This window comes from Pseudomonas sp. LB3P25 (genome assembly GCF_054897985.1).
In genome coordinates, this window is sequence record NZ_CM142711.1 from 3,741,791 (window position 1) to 3,759,912 (window position 18,122).

The window sequence follows — 18,122 nt, forward strand, 5'->3', positions numbered from 1 at the left end:
TTCAGTGTCCTCCCAAATAGGCATTGCGGACTTCATCATTGGTCAGTAGTTCTTGACCGGTGCCAGTCAATCGAATCTCACCGTTGACCATTACGTAGGCGCGGTCTGACAGCTTCAGCGCATGGTTTGCGTTCTGCTCCACCAGGAAGATGGTCATGCCGGTTTTCGCAAGCTCACGCAGAGTGGAGAAAATCTGTTTAACGACGATGGGGGCCAGCCCCAGACTTGGCTCATCCAGCAGCAACAACTTGGGCCGGCTCATCAGCGCTCGTGCGATGGCGAGCATTTGCTGTTCACCGCCGGACATAGTCATCGCTCGCTGGTTGCGACGTTCCTTGAGGCGCGGGAACAGTTCGAACATGCGTTGCATGTCTTCACCGGCGTGCTTGTCCCCGATCGGGATGGTGCCCATCATCAAATTCTCTTCCACCGACATATCGGGGAACACACGGCGACCTTCCGGCGACTGCGCAATGCCGTTAGAGGCAATGTAGTGCGACGATTTGTGGGTGATGTCAGTGCCTTGAAAGACGATCTGCCCTTGAGCGGCGCGCGGCTGGCCGAAGATCGACATAAGCAACGTGGACTTACCCGCGCCGTTGGAGCCGATCAAACTGACCGTTTCGCCTTCATTAATTGCCAGCGAAACCTTCTTCAGTGCCTGAATCGGCCCGTAGTAAACATCGATGTCTTTCAGTTCGAGGATCGGCTTACTCATACCAACTCCTCCTCATCTGCGCCCAGATACGCGGCAATCACTTTTGGATCGTTGCGGATCTGTTCCGGCTTACCCTTAGCGATTACGTTGCCGTGGTCGAGCACGACGATATCGTCAGAAATCCCCATGACCATGCCCATGTCATGCTCGATCAGCACGACGGTCATGTCATGGTCGTCGCGCAGGTAGCGAATCATGCCGCTGAGTGCTTCGGTCTCCTGTGGGTTTAGACCGGCAGCGGGTTCGTCCAGGCATATCACCTGCGGACGCGTGCACATGGCGCGGGCGATTTCCAGACGGCGCTGCTGACCGTAGGAAAGTTCACCAGCCAACCGATTGGCGCAATCCACCAGATCGACCACTTCCAGCCAGTAGAAAGCGGTGTTCATGGCGTCCTCCTCAGCCTTGCGGTAACCCTTGGTGTTGAGGATCCCTGCAACCATGCTGCGGTTGACCCACATGTGCTGGGCGACCAAAAGGTTCTCGATAACGGACATTTCCTTGAACAGGCGAATGTTCTGGAATGTCCGCGCAAGCCCTGCACGGTTCACCAGGTGCGTACCGCCGAACATCTTGTAGAACAGACGTCTGGCGAAGCGGTTGGGTGAGATGAAGTCGGTGGGGAGAAATTGTTCACCGAGCAACTGAATGACATTGGTCTTCTTGCCGCGAGCATTAAGCTCTATGCGCCCGCCTGTTGCCTTGTAGAAACCCGTCAGGCAGTTGAAGACGGTGGTCTTGCCAGCACCATTGGGGCCGATCAAGGCAAAGATTGAATTGCGGCGCACCTCCAGGCTGACGTCGCTTAGGGCCTTGATACCACCGAAGTGCATCATCAGGTTTTCGACGGACAGAACGATTTCGTCGCTCATCACGCACCCTCTACTTTGGCCATCACGCCTTTACGTGGGCGTACACCGGTACGGCTGACACGGATCAGCCCCCGTGGCCGCCACATCATCATCAGCACCATCAAAACGCCGAACAGCAGCACGCGGTACTCTGCGAAGCTGCGTAACATCTCCGGCGCAACAGTCAGCACAAACGCCGCAATCACCACGCCAACCGTGGAACCCATGCCGCCGAGAACAACGATGGCGAGAATCAGCGCAGACTCGAAGAAGGTGAACGAGGTCGGGTTGACGAAGCCCTGATAGCTGGCAAAAAACACACCCGCCAGACCTGCGGTCGAGGCACCAATGGCGAATGCCGATAGCTTGACCAGGACGTGGTTCAGACCCATGGAGCGGCAGGCGATTTCATCTTCACGCAAGGCCTCCCATGCGCGACCGATCGGCATGCGGGTAAGGCGATGTTTGATGTACAGCACAGCCAGCACCACCAAGAACAGCACGAGGTAAATGAAGATGAATTTGAGGTTGGGGTTGTAATCCATGCCCAACAATTGATGGATCGGTGTTCCCCCCTCTTTCGCCTGCCTGCCGAACTCAATGCCCATGAATGTAGGTGCGGGCACTGGTAGGCCATTAGGGCCGCCAGTGAAGGACAGCCAGTTATTGAGCACCAGACGAATGATTTCACCGAAGCCCAAGGTCACGATGGCCAGATAATCGCCATGCAGCCGCAACACCGGAAAGCCCAATAGGCAACCCGCGAACCCGGCAGCAATAGCGGCCAGGGGCAACACAGACCAGAAGCCGAGCCCCAGGTACTGATATCCCAATGCCAGGCCATAAGCCCCGATCGCATAAAAGCCGACGTAACCCAAATCGAGAAGACCGGCCAGACCGACCACGATGTTCAGGCCAAGCCCCAGAAGAACGTAGATCAGACCAAGAATGACCACAGTAATCAGGTACTTGTCAGCGAAGGCAGGAAAGATCAGAGCGACGATCACCACCAATGGCATGATCCAGAGCAGGCGTGATCTGTGATCAGGCTTTAAGACATGCACACCACTGTCGGCGTGAGTGAAACGATGGGATAACCGCTGCCCTGTTTGAGTTTGTAGGAACAGGCTCAACGCCAAACGTCCAGCCATGACAATCGCTGTCATCCAGGCTACTCGAGCGGGTTGCCAGTTGAAGCTATAACCGTCCAGAACGACACCCACAACCGGGCCAAAAACGATCAACGCCAAGAGGCCAGCGACCAAAGTCTCGATAAGGCTTTTTTTGATATCGTAGGATTTGAAGCGATGCGCTTCATTCCCTAGTGCTTTATTCAGGGTTATGGAAGACATGCTCACACCTTTGTAACTAGGGGACGGCCAAGCAGGCCTTGTGGTCGCAGGATCAGGATGAGTACCAGCAGCGCGAAGCTGAAAACGTCCTTGTAATCACTGTTGACCATCCCTGCGAATTGCGACTCAGCGACACCCAATATCAAGCCACCGAACATGGCTCCTGGTAACGACCCGATCCCACCGAGTACTGCTGCTGTGAATGCTTTTATGCCGATGATGAAACCTGCATAAAAATCAAACGTGCCGTAGTTCATGGTGATCAGAACACCTGCTAAAGCAGCCATGGCAGCGCCAATGATGAATACGTAAGAAATAACTCGATCCGTATTGATCCCCAGAATCGATGCCATTTTTCGGTCTTGCTGCACGGCGCGGCACATCCGTCCAAGCTTCGTGCACTTGATTAGCCACGTGAGGATCGCCATGCCGATGAAAGCTGCAATCAGGATGAAAATCTTGGTGTAGGTAAGCTGAACAAAGCCAGTGCCGATCGAAAACTTCACCGCCCCTTCAAGCAAGGTGGGCACACCCTGCTGGCGCGCCCCTTGGCTTATCTGCACGTAGTTCTGCAGGATCAGAGACATGCCTATGGCACTAATCAACGGCGCCAATCGCGTTGAGTTACGAAGTGGTTTATAGGCCACGCGCTCAATCACCAAACCATACACACCGGTGACTACGATCGTGAAAACTAGGGTGCCCAGAATGAGGAAGGGGAATGACTGGACGCCAAAAAAAGAAAATACTGCCAGCCCGATAGCGGCCAAATACGCAGAGACCATATAAACATCGCCATGGGCGAAATTGATCATCCCGATAATGCCGTAGACCATGGTGTATCCGATCGCAATCAGCCCATACACAGAGCCAAGCGTCAGGCCATTCACCATCTGCTGAAGAAAGATGCCGTCCACGATTAGAATTCCGTCAGTGAATTGAGTAATACGCACCCTGCACTCGACCCGTTAACGGGTCGAGGCAAGTGAGCACCCGGTCAAAGTTGTTTGTATTTGCCGTCGGGGCCCCACTGGTACATCACATAATCGGAAACTTTCAGATCACCATTCTTGTCCCACTCTTTGTTTCCAATTGCGGTAGGTACCGGATGGCTCTTTAACCAAACAGAAGCCTTCTCACCGTTGGTGCTTTTGTTCGCACTGAACGCTGCTGCTAATGCTTGAACCGAAGAATAGGAATACAGGGTGTAGCCTTCTGGCTCGTAGCCATTAGCTCGGAATTTTTCAACAACCGCTTTGCCCGCAGGGTTGTTACGTGGATCGGCTCCGAATGTCATCAACACGCCATTCACGTACTGAGCCCCACCAGCGGCGCTGACCAGCTCATCAGTTACGATGCCATCACCAGAAATGAATTTCGCTGTCACACCCTGCTCACGCAACTGCCGTACAAGCGGGCCAGCTTCCGGGTGCAAACCACCGAAATAGACCACTTCGGGATCGGTCGAACGAATCTTTGTAACGAGGGCATTGAAGTCCTTTTCTCCGCGGGTCAATCCCTCATAAAGCACTTCCTTCACACCCTTTTTGTTGAGCTCAATCTTTGTCGCGTCGGCCAGGCCCTGACCGTACGTATCCTTGTCATGAATGATCGCAACTCGCTTGGCTTTGAGGACATCAGCGATGTAATCGCCAGCGACGATGCCTTGTTGGTCATCGCGTCCGCAGTTGCGGAAAACTGTCGGCAACCCACGCTCAGTCACTTTAGGGTTGGTTGCTGCCGGACTAATGCTGATGACTCCAGCATCGGCGTAAATCTCATTCGTCGGAATAACTGATGACGAACAGAAGTGACCGACCACTGCGACCACTTTGTCTGATTCGATCAGTCGGTTCGCTACAGCGACAGCTTGTTTTGGGTCACAAGCGTCGTCGCCCTTAACTAGGCGAATTTTCTCGCCATTGATACCGCCATCGTTATTTATGGCTTCAGCGGCAGCTTGCGCCCCTCGCCAGACCTGATCCCCGTAAGCCGCATAGGTACCCGTAAAGGGCCCAGCCACACCGATCACCACATCGGCATGAACGACACCGCTGACTAACGCAGCTGCCAAGGTTGTACTCACCAAAAACGGTTTCGCTTTACCACTCATATCGCTCGCTCCAAGGTAGAACAGCTCTATTGCGACCCTCAGCTCCAAACCGCAAACTGCACAACGCGACTGAAAAAGAAGGTCTTTAAGGGATCAGCAGAAGAAAGTTGGCGAACTCTGGGAAGCCGCCCGCCAACATCAAGGGCTTATTTTATTGATCTTCGTATGGTTGCCGGCCCTGGCATGTGTGCTCATTCTGCCGACAAGAGGCGGGGACTGGCTTGCACTAACACAGCCAATTCGATGCGGTTTTTTGCATAACTCGCAGGCAAACGGGCACGAAATTCCCCACCTGGATACAGCAGCATCCAAATGAAAAAAGTTAGATAGGCGAGGAGTTATTGAGCCTGAAGACTCAATCGATACTGCTGAGGGGTGAAGTGCGTTGCGGCTTTGAATTGACGAGAAAAAGCGCTGTGATCGGCATAGCCGCATTCGCCAGCAATGTCGGTGATACTGGCTTGCGACTCCTCCAACATTCGACAGGCCTTGTCTATACGAATCCGGATGAGCATCTGCTTGGGCGTGAGCTGAAAAATCTCTTTCGTTAAACGCTCCAGCGTATCAACGGACAGATTAACACTCTGGGCAACCTCAGAAATAAGCAGCTTTTGATCGCTATCTGTTTCCAAAATTCGTATGAAATCCATCAGCCTTTTATAGCTGCTTTTTTTCTCATCCGGCCTGGGCAAAATTCGCGATATCCCGACCAGGCCAAAATTCCCCGTCACCGGATCCTTGAATTGAAATTTAGAGCTGAGACACCATTGCTTCCTTCCGTCAGCAGAGAAATACAAACGAAGCAGATCCACGATTTTTTTCCCATCGTTGATCACGCTCATATCCTGAGCCAACGTGTTGTGGCCTGTTCCAGGAAAAAGCTCGTCGGCGGTTAAACCTATAACCTGCTGCTTGCTACGCATCCCTGCCTGATCAACGATCGCCTGATTGACCATTACATAGCGGGCTTGATTGTCTTTAACGAAGAACATCACATCCGGTAGCCGATCGAACACCTGCTCCAGCAAGGGCAGGTTTTCGTCGACGCTACGTAGCAAATCATCACACCTGTACATTTTTTGCATCCGATCCAACATTTACTAGGATCTACCTTACACCAGCCTAGCTAGGTGCATAGCGGAAAATCAAAGCGCCTCATTGTGCAACCTCCCGCTAGAAAACCGCCAAGGATACTGCACTCCATTGGGTCGCTATCTACCAAGTGCGCACCGAACATGGTCAAGAAAGGCTAGCAAACATATAAGCCGAGGAAGAATCTCCCCTAACTCACCGTGAAAATCCGAGATCGCGTGAGCAAAAATGACTATGCAGAAAGCCGTAAAAATCCACGGAGTAAATCACAAGCCACCGCAACCTGGTTACAGCAGACTGTGCCGAGTTCGCTACTTGAGGATTTTCCCGTGACCCACCCAACCGATTCAGTTGTCATCATTGGCGGCGCCATCATCGGCAGCTTCGTCGCTTATTTCCTACGACGTGAGGGCCACAAAGGCTCGATCAAAGTTATCGAGCGTGACAGCACCTATCAGTTCTCCTCCACTGCTCTTTCGGCGTCTTCGATCCGCACCCAATTCGGCTGCCCTTTCAACATCAATATGAGCCTTTTTAGTGTCGGAGTTTTCAAAGACATCAAGAAGTGGTTTGGTGAAGATGCCGACATTGGTTTTGAGGAGCGTGGGTATCTCATGCTCGGTTCGCCAGATGGAGCCGATGCGCAACGCACCACAGCTTTGATGCAGCGAGAACATGGCGCCACCGTTGATATTCTGACCCCTGAACAAACCAAAGAACGCTTCCCCTGGATCAACGCCGAAGACCTTGGTATTGCGACCTACGGAGCAGCCAATGAAGGCTGGTTTGACGCCTGGGCGCTACTGCAATTGGTTCGCCGTGAAGCCAAAAAACTAGGCGTTGAATATGTACAAGGTGAAGCCTGCGGCATCACCCAGAGAGATGGCAAAGTCGAATCCGTTCAACTCACCGACGGAACCAATTTGCCATGCGCTTGGTGCGTCAACGCGGCTGGGCCGGCAAGTGGAAAAGTGGCTAACTGGCTAGGGATTGACCTTCCTGTAGAGCCTCGTAAGCGAACCGTCTTTCACATCAAAACGCCGGTACCGACAGAAGGCTTTCCAATGCTTTTTGATAATTCGGGTGCGTGGATCCGTCCGGAAGGCGATGGATTCATTGCCGGTATTGCTCTCGAAGAGCCCGTGGATGTACACGCCGAGGGCGACTTCGAGCCGAGCCATCATTTGCTTGAAGAAACACTGTGGCCACTTTTGGCACACCGCATCCCTGAGATGGAACAGATTCGCCTGCAGCGGTCATGGGCAGGTCACTATGAAATGAATTTACTGGATCACAACGGCGTCGTTGGTGCGCACGACCAAATCACCAATTTCATATTCGCAACCGGTTTCTCGGGCCACGGAGTCATGCACTCCCCCGCAACTGGCCGCGGAGTCGCTGAACTGATCGTTCACGGCAAATACCGGACACTGGATCTGTCGCCCTTGGGTTATGAGCGCATACGTGACAATCAGCCCATCGTGGAGTCGGTTATCTACTGACTCCTGCGCGAGCCGGCAACGTCCGGCTCGCTATGTGATGCATCCTCGGTTACCTAGCGGAATTGAACGTGACAGCTGTCTCGAAAGTACTCATCCCCTCCTCCTCTTCCCTTCAGCAAAACCAAGTGCCATCGGACTTACCAGCTGCCTCGGGATACATCGAGACAGGAACCCCTGAGTTTCGTAGAACCTCATGGGCACTTCTAGCAGGTGGGTTTTCCAGTTTTGCTCTGCTTTATTGCATTCAACCGATGATGCCTGCTCTGTCAGAGGCTTTTTCAATCAGTGCAGCCCAGAGCAGTCTCATCCTATCTGTTTCAACCATTACCTTGGCAATTGGCCTCCTTTTTACTGGCCCAATTTCAGATGCCTTAGGTCGAAAGCCCGTGATGGTGGTTGCATTGATGGCGGCTGCGCTATGCACGATCCTGGCATCGATGATGCCAAACTGGCAAAGCTTGCTAGTGATGCGTGCGCTCCTCGGATTGTCGCTTAGCGGCATAACGGCGCTTGCTGTGACCTACCTGAGTGAGGAGATACATCCTCGCAACATAGGCGTCGCGATCGGCTTATACATTGGCGGCAGTGCGATTGGAGGTATGTCAGGACGCCTGGCCAGTGGCCTGATTCTGGAGTACGGATCATGGCGCATGGCCGTGGGTGCGATAGGCATAGTTGGTGTGGTTGCCGCAGTACTTTTCTGGCGCTATTTGCCGGAGTCCAGGCACTTCACACCGCGCGCGATCAACACGAAAAATTTAGTGGGAGGGTTTCTTCTCCACTTCCAAAATTCGGCATTGCGCCTCCTATTCCTTCAAGCATTCTTGCTGATGGGCAGCCTGGTAACCTTTTTCAACTACATCGGTTATCACCTACTCCAAGGCCCGTTCTTTCTCAGCCAGCAGACAGTCAGTCTGTTGTCTTTTGTATACCTGACAGGCCTCTACAGCTCGGCCAAAATTGGCTCTTTGGCAGACCGAGTTGGACGACCAAAAGTATTCTGGAAGATCATTCTGCTGACATTGATCGGCGTAGTGCTCACGCTAGTGAACAACCTCTACTCACTCGTCATTGGCACAGTGATTTTCACCTTCGGTTTTTTTGGTTCTCATGCCGTTGCCAGCAGTTGGATCGGTCGATGCGCGAAGACTGCAAAAGGACAAGCTACTTCCCTTTATCAGATTTTCTTCTACATAGGAGCCAGCGTTGCGGGTACTTGGGGAGGGATGTTCTGGCAGCATGCTCACTGGCTCGGCGTAGGACTTTTTATCGCTAGCATGCTGACCATTTCCCTTCTGATCTCACTAAGACTCGCACGAGAGCTGTCCATCCAATCTTGATGTCTGTTGATCAATAGGTTGAGCCTGGACTTTGCCAATATTCAGGGGGCTCTCTTGAGTGAAAATGCGTACGCGACCAACCAACAAATCCCCAATCAGCCAAGCAAGGTCAACGTCCAATCGGGTACGCGAACAGCGCTGAACCCGCGTGACAATCGAAGGGGGTACATGAAAGAAAAAAACTACGCCATGAAATCTGACATTCCGCTCAAGGCCATCACCTACTTTGATGCCGTAATGCGCACTGGCAGTGCGTCCATTTCAGCCGAGCAGTTGTCCGTCACCCCGGGTGCAGATGCGCAGCAGATCCGCAGCAAGCTGGAGGCATGGTTGGGCGTGCCTGCACCCAACCCAGGAAGCATTCAGTTATTGGGAACAGGTGCATCCGGCCCTTTTACAGCTAGATGCCTGCGTAACCGCCACGACCAGGAGGTAAGGCTTAGTCTGCCGACAAGTCGCAACCCCGCGTCCACTGCAATTAGCTTGGAAAGAAACCTTGATGTGCTCCATAACATCGTGCCGTTTTTGCAGGAGACAGTCTGACTCGAGAATGCGTAACATCCTTGAACGTTACACTCTCCAGCAGGAGATATTTATGCGTATTGCCCCGATGCCACCGTTGCAAAACCTCGTTGCGTTTGAAGCAAGCGCGCGTCATGGCAGCTTCACCCGTGCAGCAACGGAGCTCAATCTGACACAAAGTGCAATCAGCCGTCAGGTTGCCCAGCTTGAATAGTCGCTCGGTCGAGCGCTTTTTCGTAGAGAGCACAAAAAGCTCCATCTCACTGTTGGCACCGATGCCGAATTGACCCAGTTGCCGAGATATCACTGACCCAGTCTGTTCCTCTCGAACCATTGCCCATGCGGGATTTGTGCAGATTTTGAGGTGGGTCAGTCTTGCTTCAGCACATGGGTCAATTCGGCGTCGGCGTCAACAGGACGTGTCAGCGAGGCAAATTGACCAGCTTAGAACTCTCGAAATGAGCGCGATACGTTTATGCTGCACCCTTAGAGAAGCGGAATGCTGTAGCTTACAAACACCCGGTTCTGATCTTGATCACGGGCGGCTTCGCTATTGGATTTACCGTTACGCCAGCCGACGCCAACACCTTTGAGCGCCCCCGACTGAATGACGTAGTCCAGAAAGATATCCCTTTCCCATTCTTTCTGATTGTCGCCGGATCTCGTCTTGATATTGTCCCCGGAGAGGTACATGACCGAGGCTTTCAGGCCAGGGATACCTAGGGCGGCAAAGTCATAGGCGTACTGACCGAATGATGTACGCTCCCCTGCACGGGTGAAGCTCTGGATCAGACGATCTGTATACAGGTACAAGCTGCTGCCTCCGGCGCCTTTATCTACCAAGCTACCTTGGTTGAGCTGGGTGAAGCTGCTACCGTCCGAAACGCTTTGGTAGCCCGCAGTTATCGCATGGCCGCCAAGGCTGTAAATCAATGCAGCACTCCAGATACGGTTGTCGATCACACCATCACCGTTTTTGGTGTAGCCACTGATTCTGTAACCCGATGTACCGGAGCTGTTTTCACCTGACGAGTCAGTTTTGAAGTAGCGCAGGTCGGTTTTCAGGGATTGGTTGTCCGAGAACGCAAGCGTGTGAATCAGTCCAAAAAACTGCTGGTTATAGTAGTTCTCGAGATGGGCATAGTAGTACTGAGCCGTCAGATCCTTGGTGACTTTCCAGTCGCCGCCGGCGAAGTCGAACTGGTTGCTTTCACGTGTACCGCCCATAGCGGCCAGCCCCGTCTGATCAGTTGAACCGCGACCTGTTGCATGTTCAATTCGCCCAACCGTCAGGGTCAGATCCTTGAACTCGCTCGAGGTGATTTGACCGCCCTCGAAGGTCTGTGGAAGCACCCGTCCATCGTTGGCGACCAGAATCGGAAGTTTCGGAATCAAGGTGCCGTAGCGTAGTTCGGTCTTCGACATTTTGACTTTTCCGGTCAGCCCCAGCCGGCTCCACTCGTCGACGGCGCGGTTGTCACTGTCCGAGGGAATCATAGAGCTGCCGACATGCCGTCCCTTGCCACTATCGAGGGTAATCCCCATCAACCCCAAGGCGTCGACGCCAAAGCCAATCGTGCCATCGGTATATCCCGACTTGAAGTCCAACATGAAACCCTGCGCCCACTCTTCGGTTTTCGAAGGGGCAGCGGTGCCATCACGGTTGTCGTTATTGAAGTAGAAGTTCCTCATTCCCAAGGTAGCTTTGCTATCACTTAGGAAGTCAGCAAACGCCTGGCCACTTAGGGCAATGCTGCCAAACACCAAAGTTGCAGAAATCTTCTTTACGCTCACCTATTACGCTCCGATTTTTTATAATTTGTAAGTAACAGAAGCAACAAGGAAATCTTCCAAGCCAACGCAACAAACACGAATCCCACACAGAGTTCGCTAACGCGAACGCATCAACTTAATATGCACAATGGGAATGCCCTCCATCGCATCTACTGGTGTAATCCAGCTTTCTGGCTCCAGATGGATTGGCGGGCATTTTTTATCCAGGCAAACTTCCCCTTGCGTCGCTTACAACATCTGCATATGAAAATTGTACGCGGAAAGTGATTGCCACTACCAATAGTAGTTTTTATTACCGTTCAACACCTCAGGCACCTTTTACTTCTTTGTAGTGCGCATAATTGCTCACCACATAATTGGTAGCGCCGTGCGAGTTATATCTGCGAACCAAATGTATGTCGGCGATGCTATGGTAGTTTTTCGTGGGCCTATGAGTGGAAATTAGATTCTATATTTTCATCCATACCAAACATTTCAGCTAACCTAGGGGTGAACTGAACACGCCCTAGCAATTTGAAGCTAAACGGACAATTGCATCACGACTGCCTGCTTGCTCTCGAAGTAAAAACTTCTGGATTTTCCCAGTTGCGGTTTTTGGTAACTCCGTAAAGATCACTCTGCGAGGGCATTTGAATCGAGCAAGACGAGTCTGACAGAACACAATTATTTCTGCCTCGGTGGGACGCTCAATACCACTTTTTAGTTCAACAAACGCGCATGGGACTTCCCCCCATTTGTCATCAGGCTGAGCGACGACTGCGGCATGTAAAACAGCTGGATGACAGTGGATGGTTTCTTCGATCTCTACGGACGAGATATTCTCCCCTCCGGAAATAATGACGTCCTTGCAACGGTCGGTAATTTGTACATAACCGTTGGGGTGCACAACTGCTACATCACCAGTATGAAACCAGCCGCCTTCAAAGGCTTTTCGGGTTGCGCTTTCATTCTTCAGATAACCCATCATCACGGTGTTGCCCTTGAGCAGCAGCTCACCAGTTGTTTGGCCGTCTTTTGGTACTGGCTGCAAAGTTTCGGAGTCAGCGACCATTAAGCCTTCGAAGGCTGCCGCACGAGCCCCTTGGCGTACACGGAAAGCGCCTTGCTCACTCGGTTTTAAATCGTCCCAACCGTCTTGCCATACGCAGCTAATCGGGGTGCCGGAAACTTCAGTAATTCCATAAACGTGGTCAACGTCGAAGCCTCGTGAGACTACGGCGTTGAGTACGGCGGCCGGAGGTGGGGAACCAGCAGTCAGCACTCGAACCGGAGTTTTAAGCGGAGGACGGTCTGCGGCGTTCGCAATCATGGCCATAACAATAGGCGCCGCACAGAAGTGGTCGACACCATAGTTATCTATCGACTCAAACACCGTCTCTGCGGAAACTTTTCGCAGGCACACGTGCGTGCCGGCCGCCGCAGTGATAGCCCAGGTAAAACACCATCCGTTAGCGTGGAACATAGGAAGTGTCCACAGGTAACGAGGAGCCCGAGAAAGCGGCCAGTTAGTCATCTGCAGCATACTCATGAGGTAAGTGCCGCGATGGCTAGCGACAACACCCTTTGGATCGCCGGTTGTACCTGAGGTGTAGTTGAGCGCTATCGGCTGCCACTCATCGCTAGGCCAAACCCCTTCGAAATCTGGACTACCGCTGCCAATGAAGGTTTCGTAATCGATGTCTCCAATGCTTTTGCAAATGGGCGCCAGGTGGTCATTGATGTCGATGACCAACGGACGGTGCTCGAGGAGCTCAAGCGCGGCATCAGCCAGTGCTGCAAACTCTCGATCCACCAAGAGGAGCTTGCATTCCCCATGACGAAGTATGAATGCCACGCCTTCAGCATCCAGGCGGTAGTTAACTGTATTCAGTACCGCGCCACAGAGGGGAATCCCAAAATGCGCTTCGAGCATGGCAGGGGTATTGGGAGACAGAATTGAAATGGTGTCTCCCACACCCATGCCTTTTTCGGAAAGTGCTGAGGCTAATCGATAGCACCGTTCGCGAGTTTCACTCCAGGTTCTGCGAAGTTCTCCATGAACTACAGCTATCCGATCCGGGTGCACAAGTGCTGCGCGATCTAGAAAACCAAGTGGAGTCAGCGGCAAATAGTTTGCCTTGCAGTGATCAAGCCCATTCCCATAAGTACCAGGATTCATGGTGTTGTCTCCTTATTATTGTGATGAAAAGTGGAAAACGCGCTAACCGGTTCCCGATCAGTAACCAAAGTGTTCTCAATACTGGTCTCGTCGGCGTATCCAAGACTCATTCCGCAAACCAGCATTTGATCAGCGGGGATTGCAAGGGCTTCCGAAATCACGTGGTGATATTTCAAAAAGGCTGCTTGTGGGCAGGTGTGCAACTTCCTCCCTCGCGCTGCCACCATCACGGCCTGCAGAAACATTCCGTAGTCAAGGAGACTCCCTTCCTTTAGCACTCGGTCAATAGTGAAGATCAACCCGACCGGTGCATCAAAGAAATGGTAATTGCGACCGTGTTGCGCATGCATCCGCTGCTTGTCACCCTTTGCAATTCCCAGCAGTCCATAGAGTTCCCAGCCGACTTTCCTTCTCCGATCAACGTATGGTGAAGTCCATTCGCGCGGGTAATACTCGTATGCGTCTTCGAGGTTGTTGCTAAGCGACGGATTGTTATCAATTTCCGCGATCGCGCGTGAAAGATGAGCCTTTGCTTCTCCAGTGACAACATGGACGCGCCAAGGCTGCATGTTCACTCCCGTTGCGCAGAATCGAGCGATATCAAGGATCGATTCAATTTCTTCGCGTGGCACAGGAGTGGGCAAAAAAGCCCGAATGCTGCGTCGTGAAGCTATCGCCCAATCAACCGTTTGGCTAAGAAGTTCAGACGATATTGGCGGTTTGGATAAGCGATTCATTTTCATGCCTTCGAGTCCACGGATTCAGCTACAGGCGGATGCATCATGGTATTAGCTAGACAGGGCTGGGGCCTTTCTGACTAGAGTAGAGTCTGCGCGGGACTGATTGATCATGGTGACTGCGACAGCGCCAATGAGGCCAGCAAGGCTGATGGCCATGAAGTTTCTCTCAAGCGGAAGATTTAATGACACCAGCCAGCCAATGAGAACAGGGGCGACGATAGCGCCAATTCTTCCTATACCAGACGCGAAGCCCACGCCGGTTGAACGAATCGATGACGGGTAGAAATCCCCGGCGTACGCATATGCCAACAGTTGGGTACCAAGAGTCGATGCGCCGACAATGAAGACCACTGGAAACAGCAAAGTTGTTGAGCGCGTATAGCCCAAAATTGTTAGAGCAATTGCCCCTACGATGTAGAAGCAGACCAGTACGTGTTTGATGTTTAGCTTGTCACTCAACCATCCACCGCCAATTGCACCGGCGATGGCCCCCACATTGAAAACAATCACAAAGTTCAACGCAGAGCCAAGACTGAACCCTGCCATCGCCATAAGCTTGGTCAACCAGGAGTTAAGGGCGTACACCATGAAGAGACCGGTCATGAACGCAGCCCAAATCATTACGGTGCTAAAGCCTCGACCATCCTTGAACAAGTTACGAACTGGCGCTTCCTGTTTATCCAATACTGTGGCGTTTCCGGTCATCACAGTGTTTTCGTCGATAATGAGAGTAGGGTCGATCTTGCGAGCAATGGCCCGTAGCTCATCCTGACGTCCGGTTTTAAGCAGGTAGCCTATGGACTCAGGCATGGACTTAAGGATCATAGGAATCAGAACCACTGGCAGCAGCGCCACATAAAACACCCACTGCCATCCGTGACTCTCAATGAGTTGCTTGCCAGTTAGTGCAACCAAGATACCGCCCACGGAGTACCCCGCGAAAACGAGGGTCACCAGACGCGTACGGAGTTTCAGTGGAGAAAACTCCCCCATCTGAGCGGTGCAAATTGGTAGTACGCCTCCGATGCCAAGGCCCGCGATGAAGCGAGAAATGCTGAAGCTAATCGGGTCACTGGTGAGACCAGCCCCAGCAGTGAAAATACTGAACAAGGCCACACAGATTGCGATCATCTTGGGACGCCCAATACGGTCAGCTAGCGTTCCAAGAAATATCGCTCCGAGCATCGTTCCGAAGAGCGCAGAACCAGCCATGATGCCGGCGCTGGTTGGATCAATGTTCATGTCCTTCATGATCGCCGGAAGGGCTGCACCGACTACGGCGAGGTCATAGCCATCGATTATCAGAATGAGGGCACACCAAAATAGAATGAGCCCATGGAAGCGGTTGAACTTCGATTCAACCGCGAGTGCATAAACGTTTACCGGCTGCATATCGCGTCTCCTTCGATCTTGTTTTTGTTTGTGAAGTGCTAGGCACCCGGTCTTCGAAGCATATCGAGGGGGACAACGCACCGGTTGAAGACTCGGTGGTCTGCTTGAGATGCGACACCTGGGCTACCTGCGTCGCATCGTAGGAGTTGGGCTTGCTGCGGCCTATGCCCTACGACATCGTTCTGCTTGACCGATTTGGACACACATATCTGGCCAGAAACCACCAATGTGATCTTGGGGAGGAAATGTTCATCGGCATTTTGGCGGGTGAAACGAGTTGCAGATCTCAGTACGTAATCTGGCGGGGGAAGTAGTTCTCTTGTTCCGGAAGAAAAGCTTTTAGCTTTCGCCCGGTTCTTCAGCATTGGAGCGGCGATAAGCGCCTGGGCTCACTCCCGTCCACTTCTTGAAGGCGCGGTGAAATGCACTGCTTTCTTGGAAGCCTGTGAGAGCAGCTACTTCGGTTACTGTCATATTTGGCCGGCACAGCAGGTTTATCGCCATGTCGCGGCGCAGATTGTCTTTCAAACGCTGATAGCTAACCCCCTCGGCTTGGAGCCTTCGCTGAAGTGTCGAATACGACATGCGGAGCACTTTTGCAACCTTATCTAGCTCTGGCCATTCCTCTGGATTCAGGTCTCTCAATCTCATTCGGATCTGGGCGCTGATGCTGTCCTCGTTACGATATTTTACCAACAGACTAGCAGGCGACTCTTTCAAAAACGTCGATAGGCTGGCCTTGTTTTGCACGACCTTCAGGCTTAGAAAAATGCGGTCAAAACGAATCATCGTAACTGGAGCGCCAAACTGAATCTCTTCACAAAAGCGCATCCGATAGTCGCTATCGTCGAGCGGTCGATTCGGTCTAAAGCAGAGTTCCTTTATCGGAATGCGTCTGTTACCCAGCCAGCAGAGCAATCCATGTACCAAGATCAGCCATGTTCCGTAGCTAAAGAGGCGGCGCTCAATTCCTTTGTCATGGATAACAATGACAGCGGAGTCGTCTTCAAGCCTCAGCTCACCGTGAATATCGTCCAATACGAGGCGTAGAAACGTCAGAATCCGCCGCAACGCTTGCTCTAACGATTCGCAGTCAATCGAAGACTGACACATCAATCGGAAGCTACCTCGTCGCATTGGATGGCTATCGATTCCGAAAAACTCATCGTCGAGAAGATCTGAAAGAGCGACCCACAGGCGAGAAAATGCAGCAGCCGAAACCCTGGCTTGGGGAGAAGTGAGAAGTTCCGGATCAATGCGTGCTTGCTGCAATGCGATGGATGTGTCCAGTTGGCGACGCAATGCGCCATCGAGGGCTTCATGCACCAATCCAATTGAAGTAGTTCCCTTGTCCTGGATGAGCACGCTATTTTCTCTCCGCTGTTGATATCTGACTTTATTTTGGTCTTCAAATCTCTTCGGCAGGTCTGCTTTGAGCAACCTGACGAGCCTAAATTGTTTATCTACGTTCCATCTTCACAGCATTGCATGTCACCCCGAAGGTTTTGTTATCAGGGAGCGCATTTGCCCCCTCCTTCCAGCCCTCAATGCATGACCTCAATTGTCCAAAGCATTCAACCAAGCTGAGGCGCTTGAGCATTGTCGTGGCCACTGACCACCGACACTATCCGTATAAGAATCTCCAGCGTGGCTTACACCTGAAGTAAACCGGAGGCCGGTAGCGATCTCGCCTTTGTGTCTTTTATATGTCAAATAACCGCGTATGCGGTACTGCCAATTTGTGAGGAAACATAATGCGCATCGAAAACTCTGTCTTCCTAATTACTGGCGCAGGTTCTGGATTAGGGCTGGCTTCGGCGCGAGAGTTGGTGAGCCGGGGTGCAAACGTAGTGCTGGTCGATGTGAACGAAGCCGCTGGTGCAGCTCGCGCTGACGAGTTAGGAAAACGTGCGATTTTCGTGCGAGCAGACATCACCAGTGAAATTGATTGCCGTACAGCAATTGCTTCTGCAGTAGGCGTCTTCGGCGCGTTGCATGGGGTGATCAATTGCGCGGGTGTTGCACCAGCCGAACGGATTTTAGGCCGTAATGGCGCACATGGACTTGAGAGTTTTCGCCGAACTATCGAAATCAATTTGATCGGTAGCTTCAACATGGTTCGCCTTGCGGCAGAGGCTATGGCGGGAGGAGAACCCAATGAAGAAGGTGAGCGCGGCATAGTCATAAATACGGCCTCTGTCGCAGCTTTTGACGGTCAGACAGGCCAAGCCGCTTACGCCGCGTCCAAAGGTGGAGTCGCTGCCATGACACTACCATTGGCACGCGACCTAGCTCGTTCAGGCATCCGTGTTATGTGCATCGCACCCGGAATATTTGAGACCCCGATGATGGCGGGTATGCCTCAGGACGTGCAGGCATCATTGGCAGCCAATGTGCCGTTCCCTCCACGGCTGGGACGGCCTTCCGAGTACGCGGCGTTGGCAGCGCACATCATCGAAAACTCCATGCTCAATGGTGAGGTGATTCGTCTGGATGGTGCTTTGAGAATGGCCGCGAAATAGATCGAGCTAAAGGTCTGTGATCGGGC

Annotated in this window: 15 protein-coding genes and 1 pseudogene; 5 read left to right on the forward strand and 11 right to left on the reverse strand. The window is 52.4% G+C overall.

Features of this window, described 5'->3' with window-relative positions; genetic code table 11:
- Position 1: 1 nt before the first annotated feature.
- The 6 genes from ACYZTW_RS16970 to ACYZTW_RS16995 all read right to left on the reverse strand — a co-directional run bounded on the left by ACYZTW_RS16970 (position 2) and on the right by ACYZTW_RS16995 (position 6,131).
- Positions 2-718 (reverse strand): ABC transporter ATP-binding protein, encoded by a 717-nt coding sequence (locus ACYZTW_RS16970; RefSeq protein ID WP_462000971.1) that lies wholly within the window; start codon positions 716-718, stop codon positions 2-4.
- On the reverse strand, positions 715-1,590 hold the full coding sequence (locus tag ACYZTW_RS16975) for an ABC transporter ATP-binding protein (RefSeq protein WP_415769018.1): 876 nt from the start codon (positions 1,588-1,590) through the stop codon (positions 715-717). The genes ACYZTW_RS16970 and ACYZTW_RS16975 overlap by 4 nt, the downstream gene beginning before the upstream one ends.
- Entirely contained in the window at positions 1,590-2,921 is a 1,332-nt protein-coding gene (gene livM, locus ACYZTW_RS16980; protein ID WP_462000972.1) for a high-affinity branched-chain amino acid ABC transporter permease LivM, read from the reverse strand. The genes ACYZTW_RS16975 and livM overlap by 1 nt, the downstream gene beginning before the upstream one ends.
- A gap of 2 nt (positions 2,922-2,923) precedes the next feature.
- Positions 2,924-3,838: an ABC transporter permease subunit gene (locus ACYZTW_RS16985; protein ID WP_415769016.1), complete on the reverse strand. Its 915-nt coding sequence runs from the start codon at positions 3,836-3,838 to the stop codon at positions 2,924-2,926.
- An 80-nt stretch (positions 3,839-3,918) separates the two neighbouring features.
- Positions 3,919-5,034: a branched-chain amino acid ABC transporter substrate-binding protein gene (locus ACYZTW_RS16990; protein WP_462000973.1), complete on the reverse strand. Its 1,116-nt coding sequence runs from the start codon at positions 5,032-5,034 to the stop codon at positions 3,919-3,921.
- A 338-nt stretch (positions 5,035-5,372) separates the two neighbouring features.
- Complete coding sequence (locus ACYZTW_RS16995; protein WP_462000974.1) at positions 5,373-6,131, reverse strand: helix-turn-helix domain-containing protein; 759 nt, start codon at positions 6,129-6,131, stop codon at positions 5,373-5,375.
- Positions 6,132-6,344: 213 nt separating this feature from the next.
- Here ACYZTW_RS16995 and ACYZTW_RS17000 point away from each other — a divergent pair, with 213 nt between their 5' ends.
- The 4 genes and pseudogenes from ACYZTW_RS17000 to ACYZTW_RS17015 all read left to right on the forward strand — a co-directional run.
- Positions 6,345-7,628 carry an NAD(P)/FAD-dependent oxidoreductase gene (locus ACYZTW_RS17000; protein ID WP_462000975.1) on the forward strand — a complete coding sequence of 428 codons (1,284 nt, stop codon included), beginning with the start codon at positions 6,345-6,347 and terminating at the stop codon, positions 7,626-7,628.
- Between the two features lie 125 nt (positions 7,629-7,753).
- Positions 7,754-8,968 carry an MFS transporter gene (locus tag ACYZTW_RS17005; RefSeq protein WP_462005776.1) on the forward strand — a complete coding sequence of 405 codons (1,215 nt, stop codon included), beginning with the start codon at positions 7,754-7,756 and terminating at the stop codon, positions 8,966-8,968.
- A 54-nt stretch (positions 8,969-9,022) separates the two neighbouring features.
- The gene (locus tag ACYZTW_RS17010) at positions 9,023-9,511 is read left to right on the forward strand and encodes a helix-turn-helix domain-containing protein (RefSeq protein WP_462000976.1); all 489 of its coding nucleotides are present in this window, start codon (positions 9,023-9,025) and stop codon (positions 9,509-9,511) included.
- A gap of 52 nt (positions 9,512-9,563) precedes the next feature.
- A pseudogene (locus tag ACYZTW_RS17015) lies at positions 9,564-9,791 on the forward strand (LysR family transcriptional regulator); the annotation flags it as partial.
- Between the two features lie 185 nt (positions 9,792-9,976).
- Here ACYZTW_RS17015 and ACYZTW_RS17020 read toward each other — a convergent pair.
- The 5 genes from ACYZTW_RS17020 to ACYZTW_RS17040 all read right to left on the reverse strand — a co-directional run bounded on the left by ACYZTW_RS17020 (position 9,977) and on the right by ACYZTW_RS17040 (position 17,014).
- Entirely contained in the window at positions 9,977-11,284 is a 1,308-nt protein-coding gene (locus ACYZTW_RS17020; RefSeq protein WP_462000977.1) for an OprD family porin, read from the reverse strand.
- Positions 11,285-11,789: 505 nt separating this feature from the next.
- Positions 11,790-13,442 carry an AMP-binding protein gene (locus tag ACYZTW_RS17025; RefSeq protein ID WP_462000978.1) on the reverse strand — a complete coding sequence of 551 codons (1,653 nt, stop codon included), beginning with the start codon at positions 13,440-13,442 and terminating at the stop codon, positions 11,790-11,792.
- The gene (locus ACYZTW_RS17030; protein ID WP_462000979.1) at positions 13,439-14,185 is read right to left on the reverse strand and encodes a nitroreductase; all 747 of its coding nucleotides are present in this window, start codon (positions 14,183-14,185) and stop codon (positions 13,439-13,441) included. The genes ACYZTW_RS17025 and ACYZTW_RS17030 overlap by 4 nt, the downstream gene beginning before the upstream one ends.
- 45 nt (positions 14,186-14,230) lie before the next feature.
- Entirely contained in the window at positions 14,231-15,574 is a 1,344-nt protein-coding gene (locus tag ACYZTW_RS17035; protein WP_462000980.1) for an MFS transporter, read from the reverse strand.
- A gap of 339 nt (positions 15,575-15,913) precedes the next feature.
- Positions 15,914-17,014: an AraC family transcriptional regulator gene (locus ACYZTW_RS17040; RefSeq protein WP_462000981.1), complete on the reverse strand. Its 1,101-nt coding sequence runs from the start codon at positions 17,012-17,014 to the stop codon at positions 15,914-15,916.
- A 314-nt stretch (positions 17,015-17,328) separates the two neighbouring features.
- Here ACYZTW_RS17040 and ACYZTW_RS17045 point away from each other — a divergent pair, with 314 nt between their 5' ends.
- Positions 17,329-18,096, forward strand: coding sequence for a 3-hydroxyacyl-CoA dehydrogenase (locus tag ACYZTW_RS17045; protein ID WP_462000982.1), 768 nt, complete (start codon positions 17,329-17,331; stop codon positions 18,094-18,096).
- Positions 18,097-18,122: the final 26 nt, after the last annotated feature.

What these genes read in the sequence shown, in the direction of transcription:
- ACYZTW_RS16970 (WP_462000971.1), bottom strand. Translation starts at nt 718, where the DNA reads ATGAGTAAGCCGATCCTCGAACTGAAAGACATCGATGTTTACTACGGG.
- ACYZTW_RS16975 (WP_415769018.1), bottom strand. Translation starts at nt 1,590, where the DNA reads ATGAGCGACGAAATCGTTCTGTCCGTCGAAAACCTGATGATGCACTTC.
- livM (WP_462000972.1), bottom strand. Translation starts at nt 2,921, where the DNA reads ATGTCTTCCATAACCCTGAATAAAGCACTAGGGAATGAAGCGCATCGC.
- ACYZTW_RS16990 (WP_462000973.1), bottom strand. Translation starts at nt 5,034, where the DNA reads ATGAGTGGTAAAGCGAAACCGTTTTTGGTGAGTACAACCTTGGCAGCT.
- ACYZTW_RS16995 (WP_462000974.1), bottom strand. Translation starts at nt 6,131, where the DNA reads ATGTTGGATCGGATGCAAAAAATGTACAGGTGTGATGATTTGCTACGT.
- ACYZTW_RS17025 (WP_462000978.1), bottom strand. Translation starts at nt 13,442, where the DNA reads ATGAATCCTGGTACTTATGGGAATGGGCTTGATCACTGCAAGGCAAAC.
- ACYZTW_RS17030 (WP_462000979.1), bottom strand. Translation starts at nt 14,185, where the DNA reads ATGAAAATGAATCGCTTATCCAAACCGCCAATATCGTCTGAACTTCTT.
- ACYZTW_RS17035 (WP_462000980.1), bottom strand. Translation starts at nt 15,574, where the DNA reads ATGCAGCCGGTAAACGTTTATGCACTCGCGGTTGAATCGAAGTTCAAC.
- ACYZTW_RS17045 (WP_462000982.1), top strand. Translation starts at nt 17,329, where the DNA reads ATGCGCATCGAAAACTCTGTCTTCCTAATTACTGGCGCAGGTTCTGGA.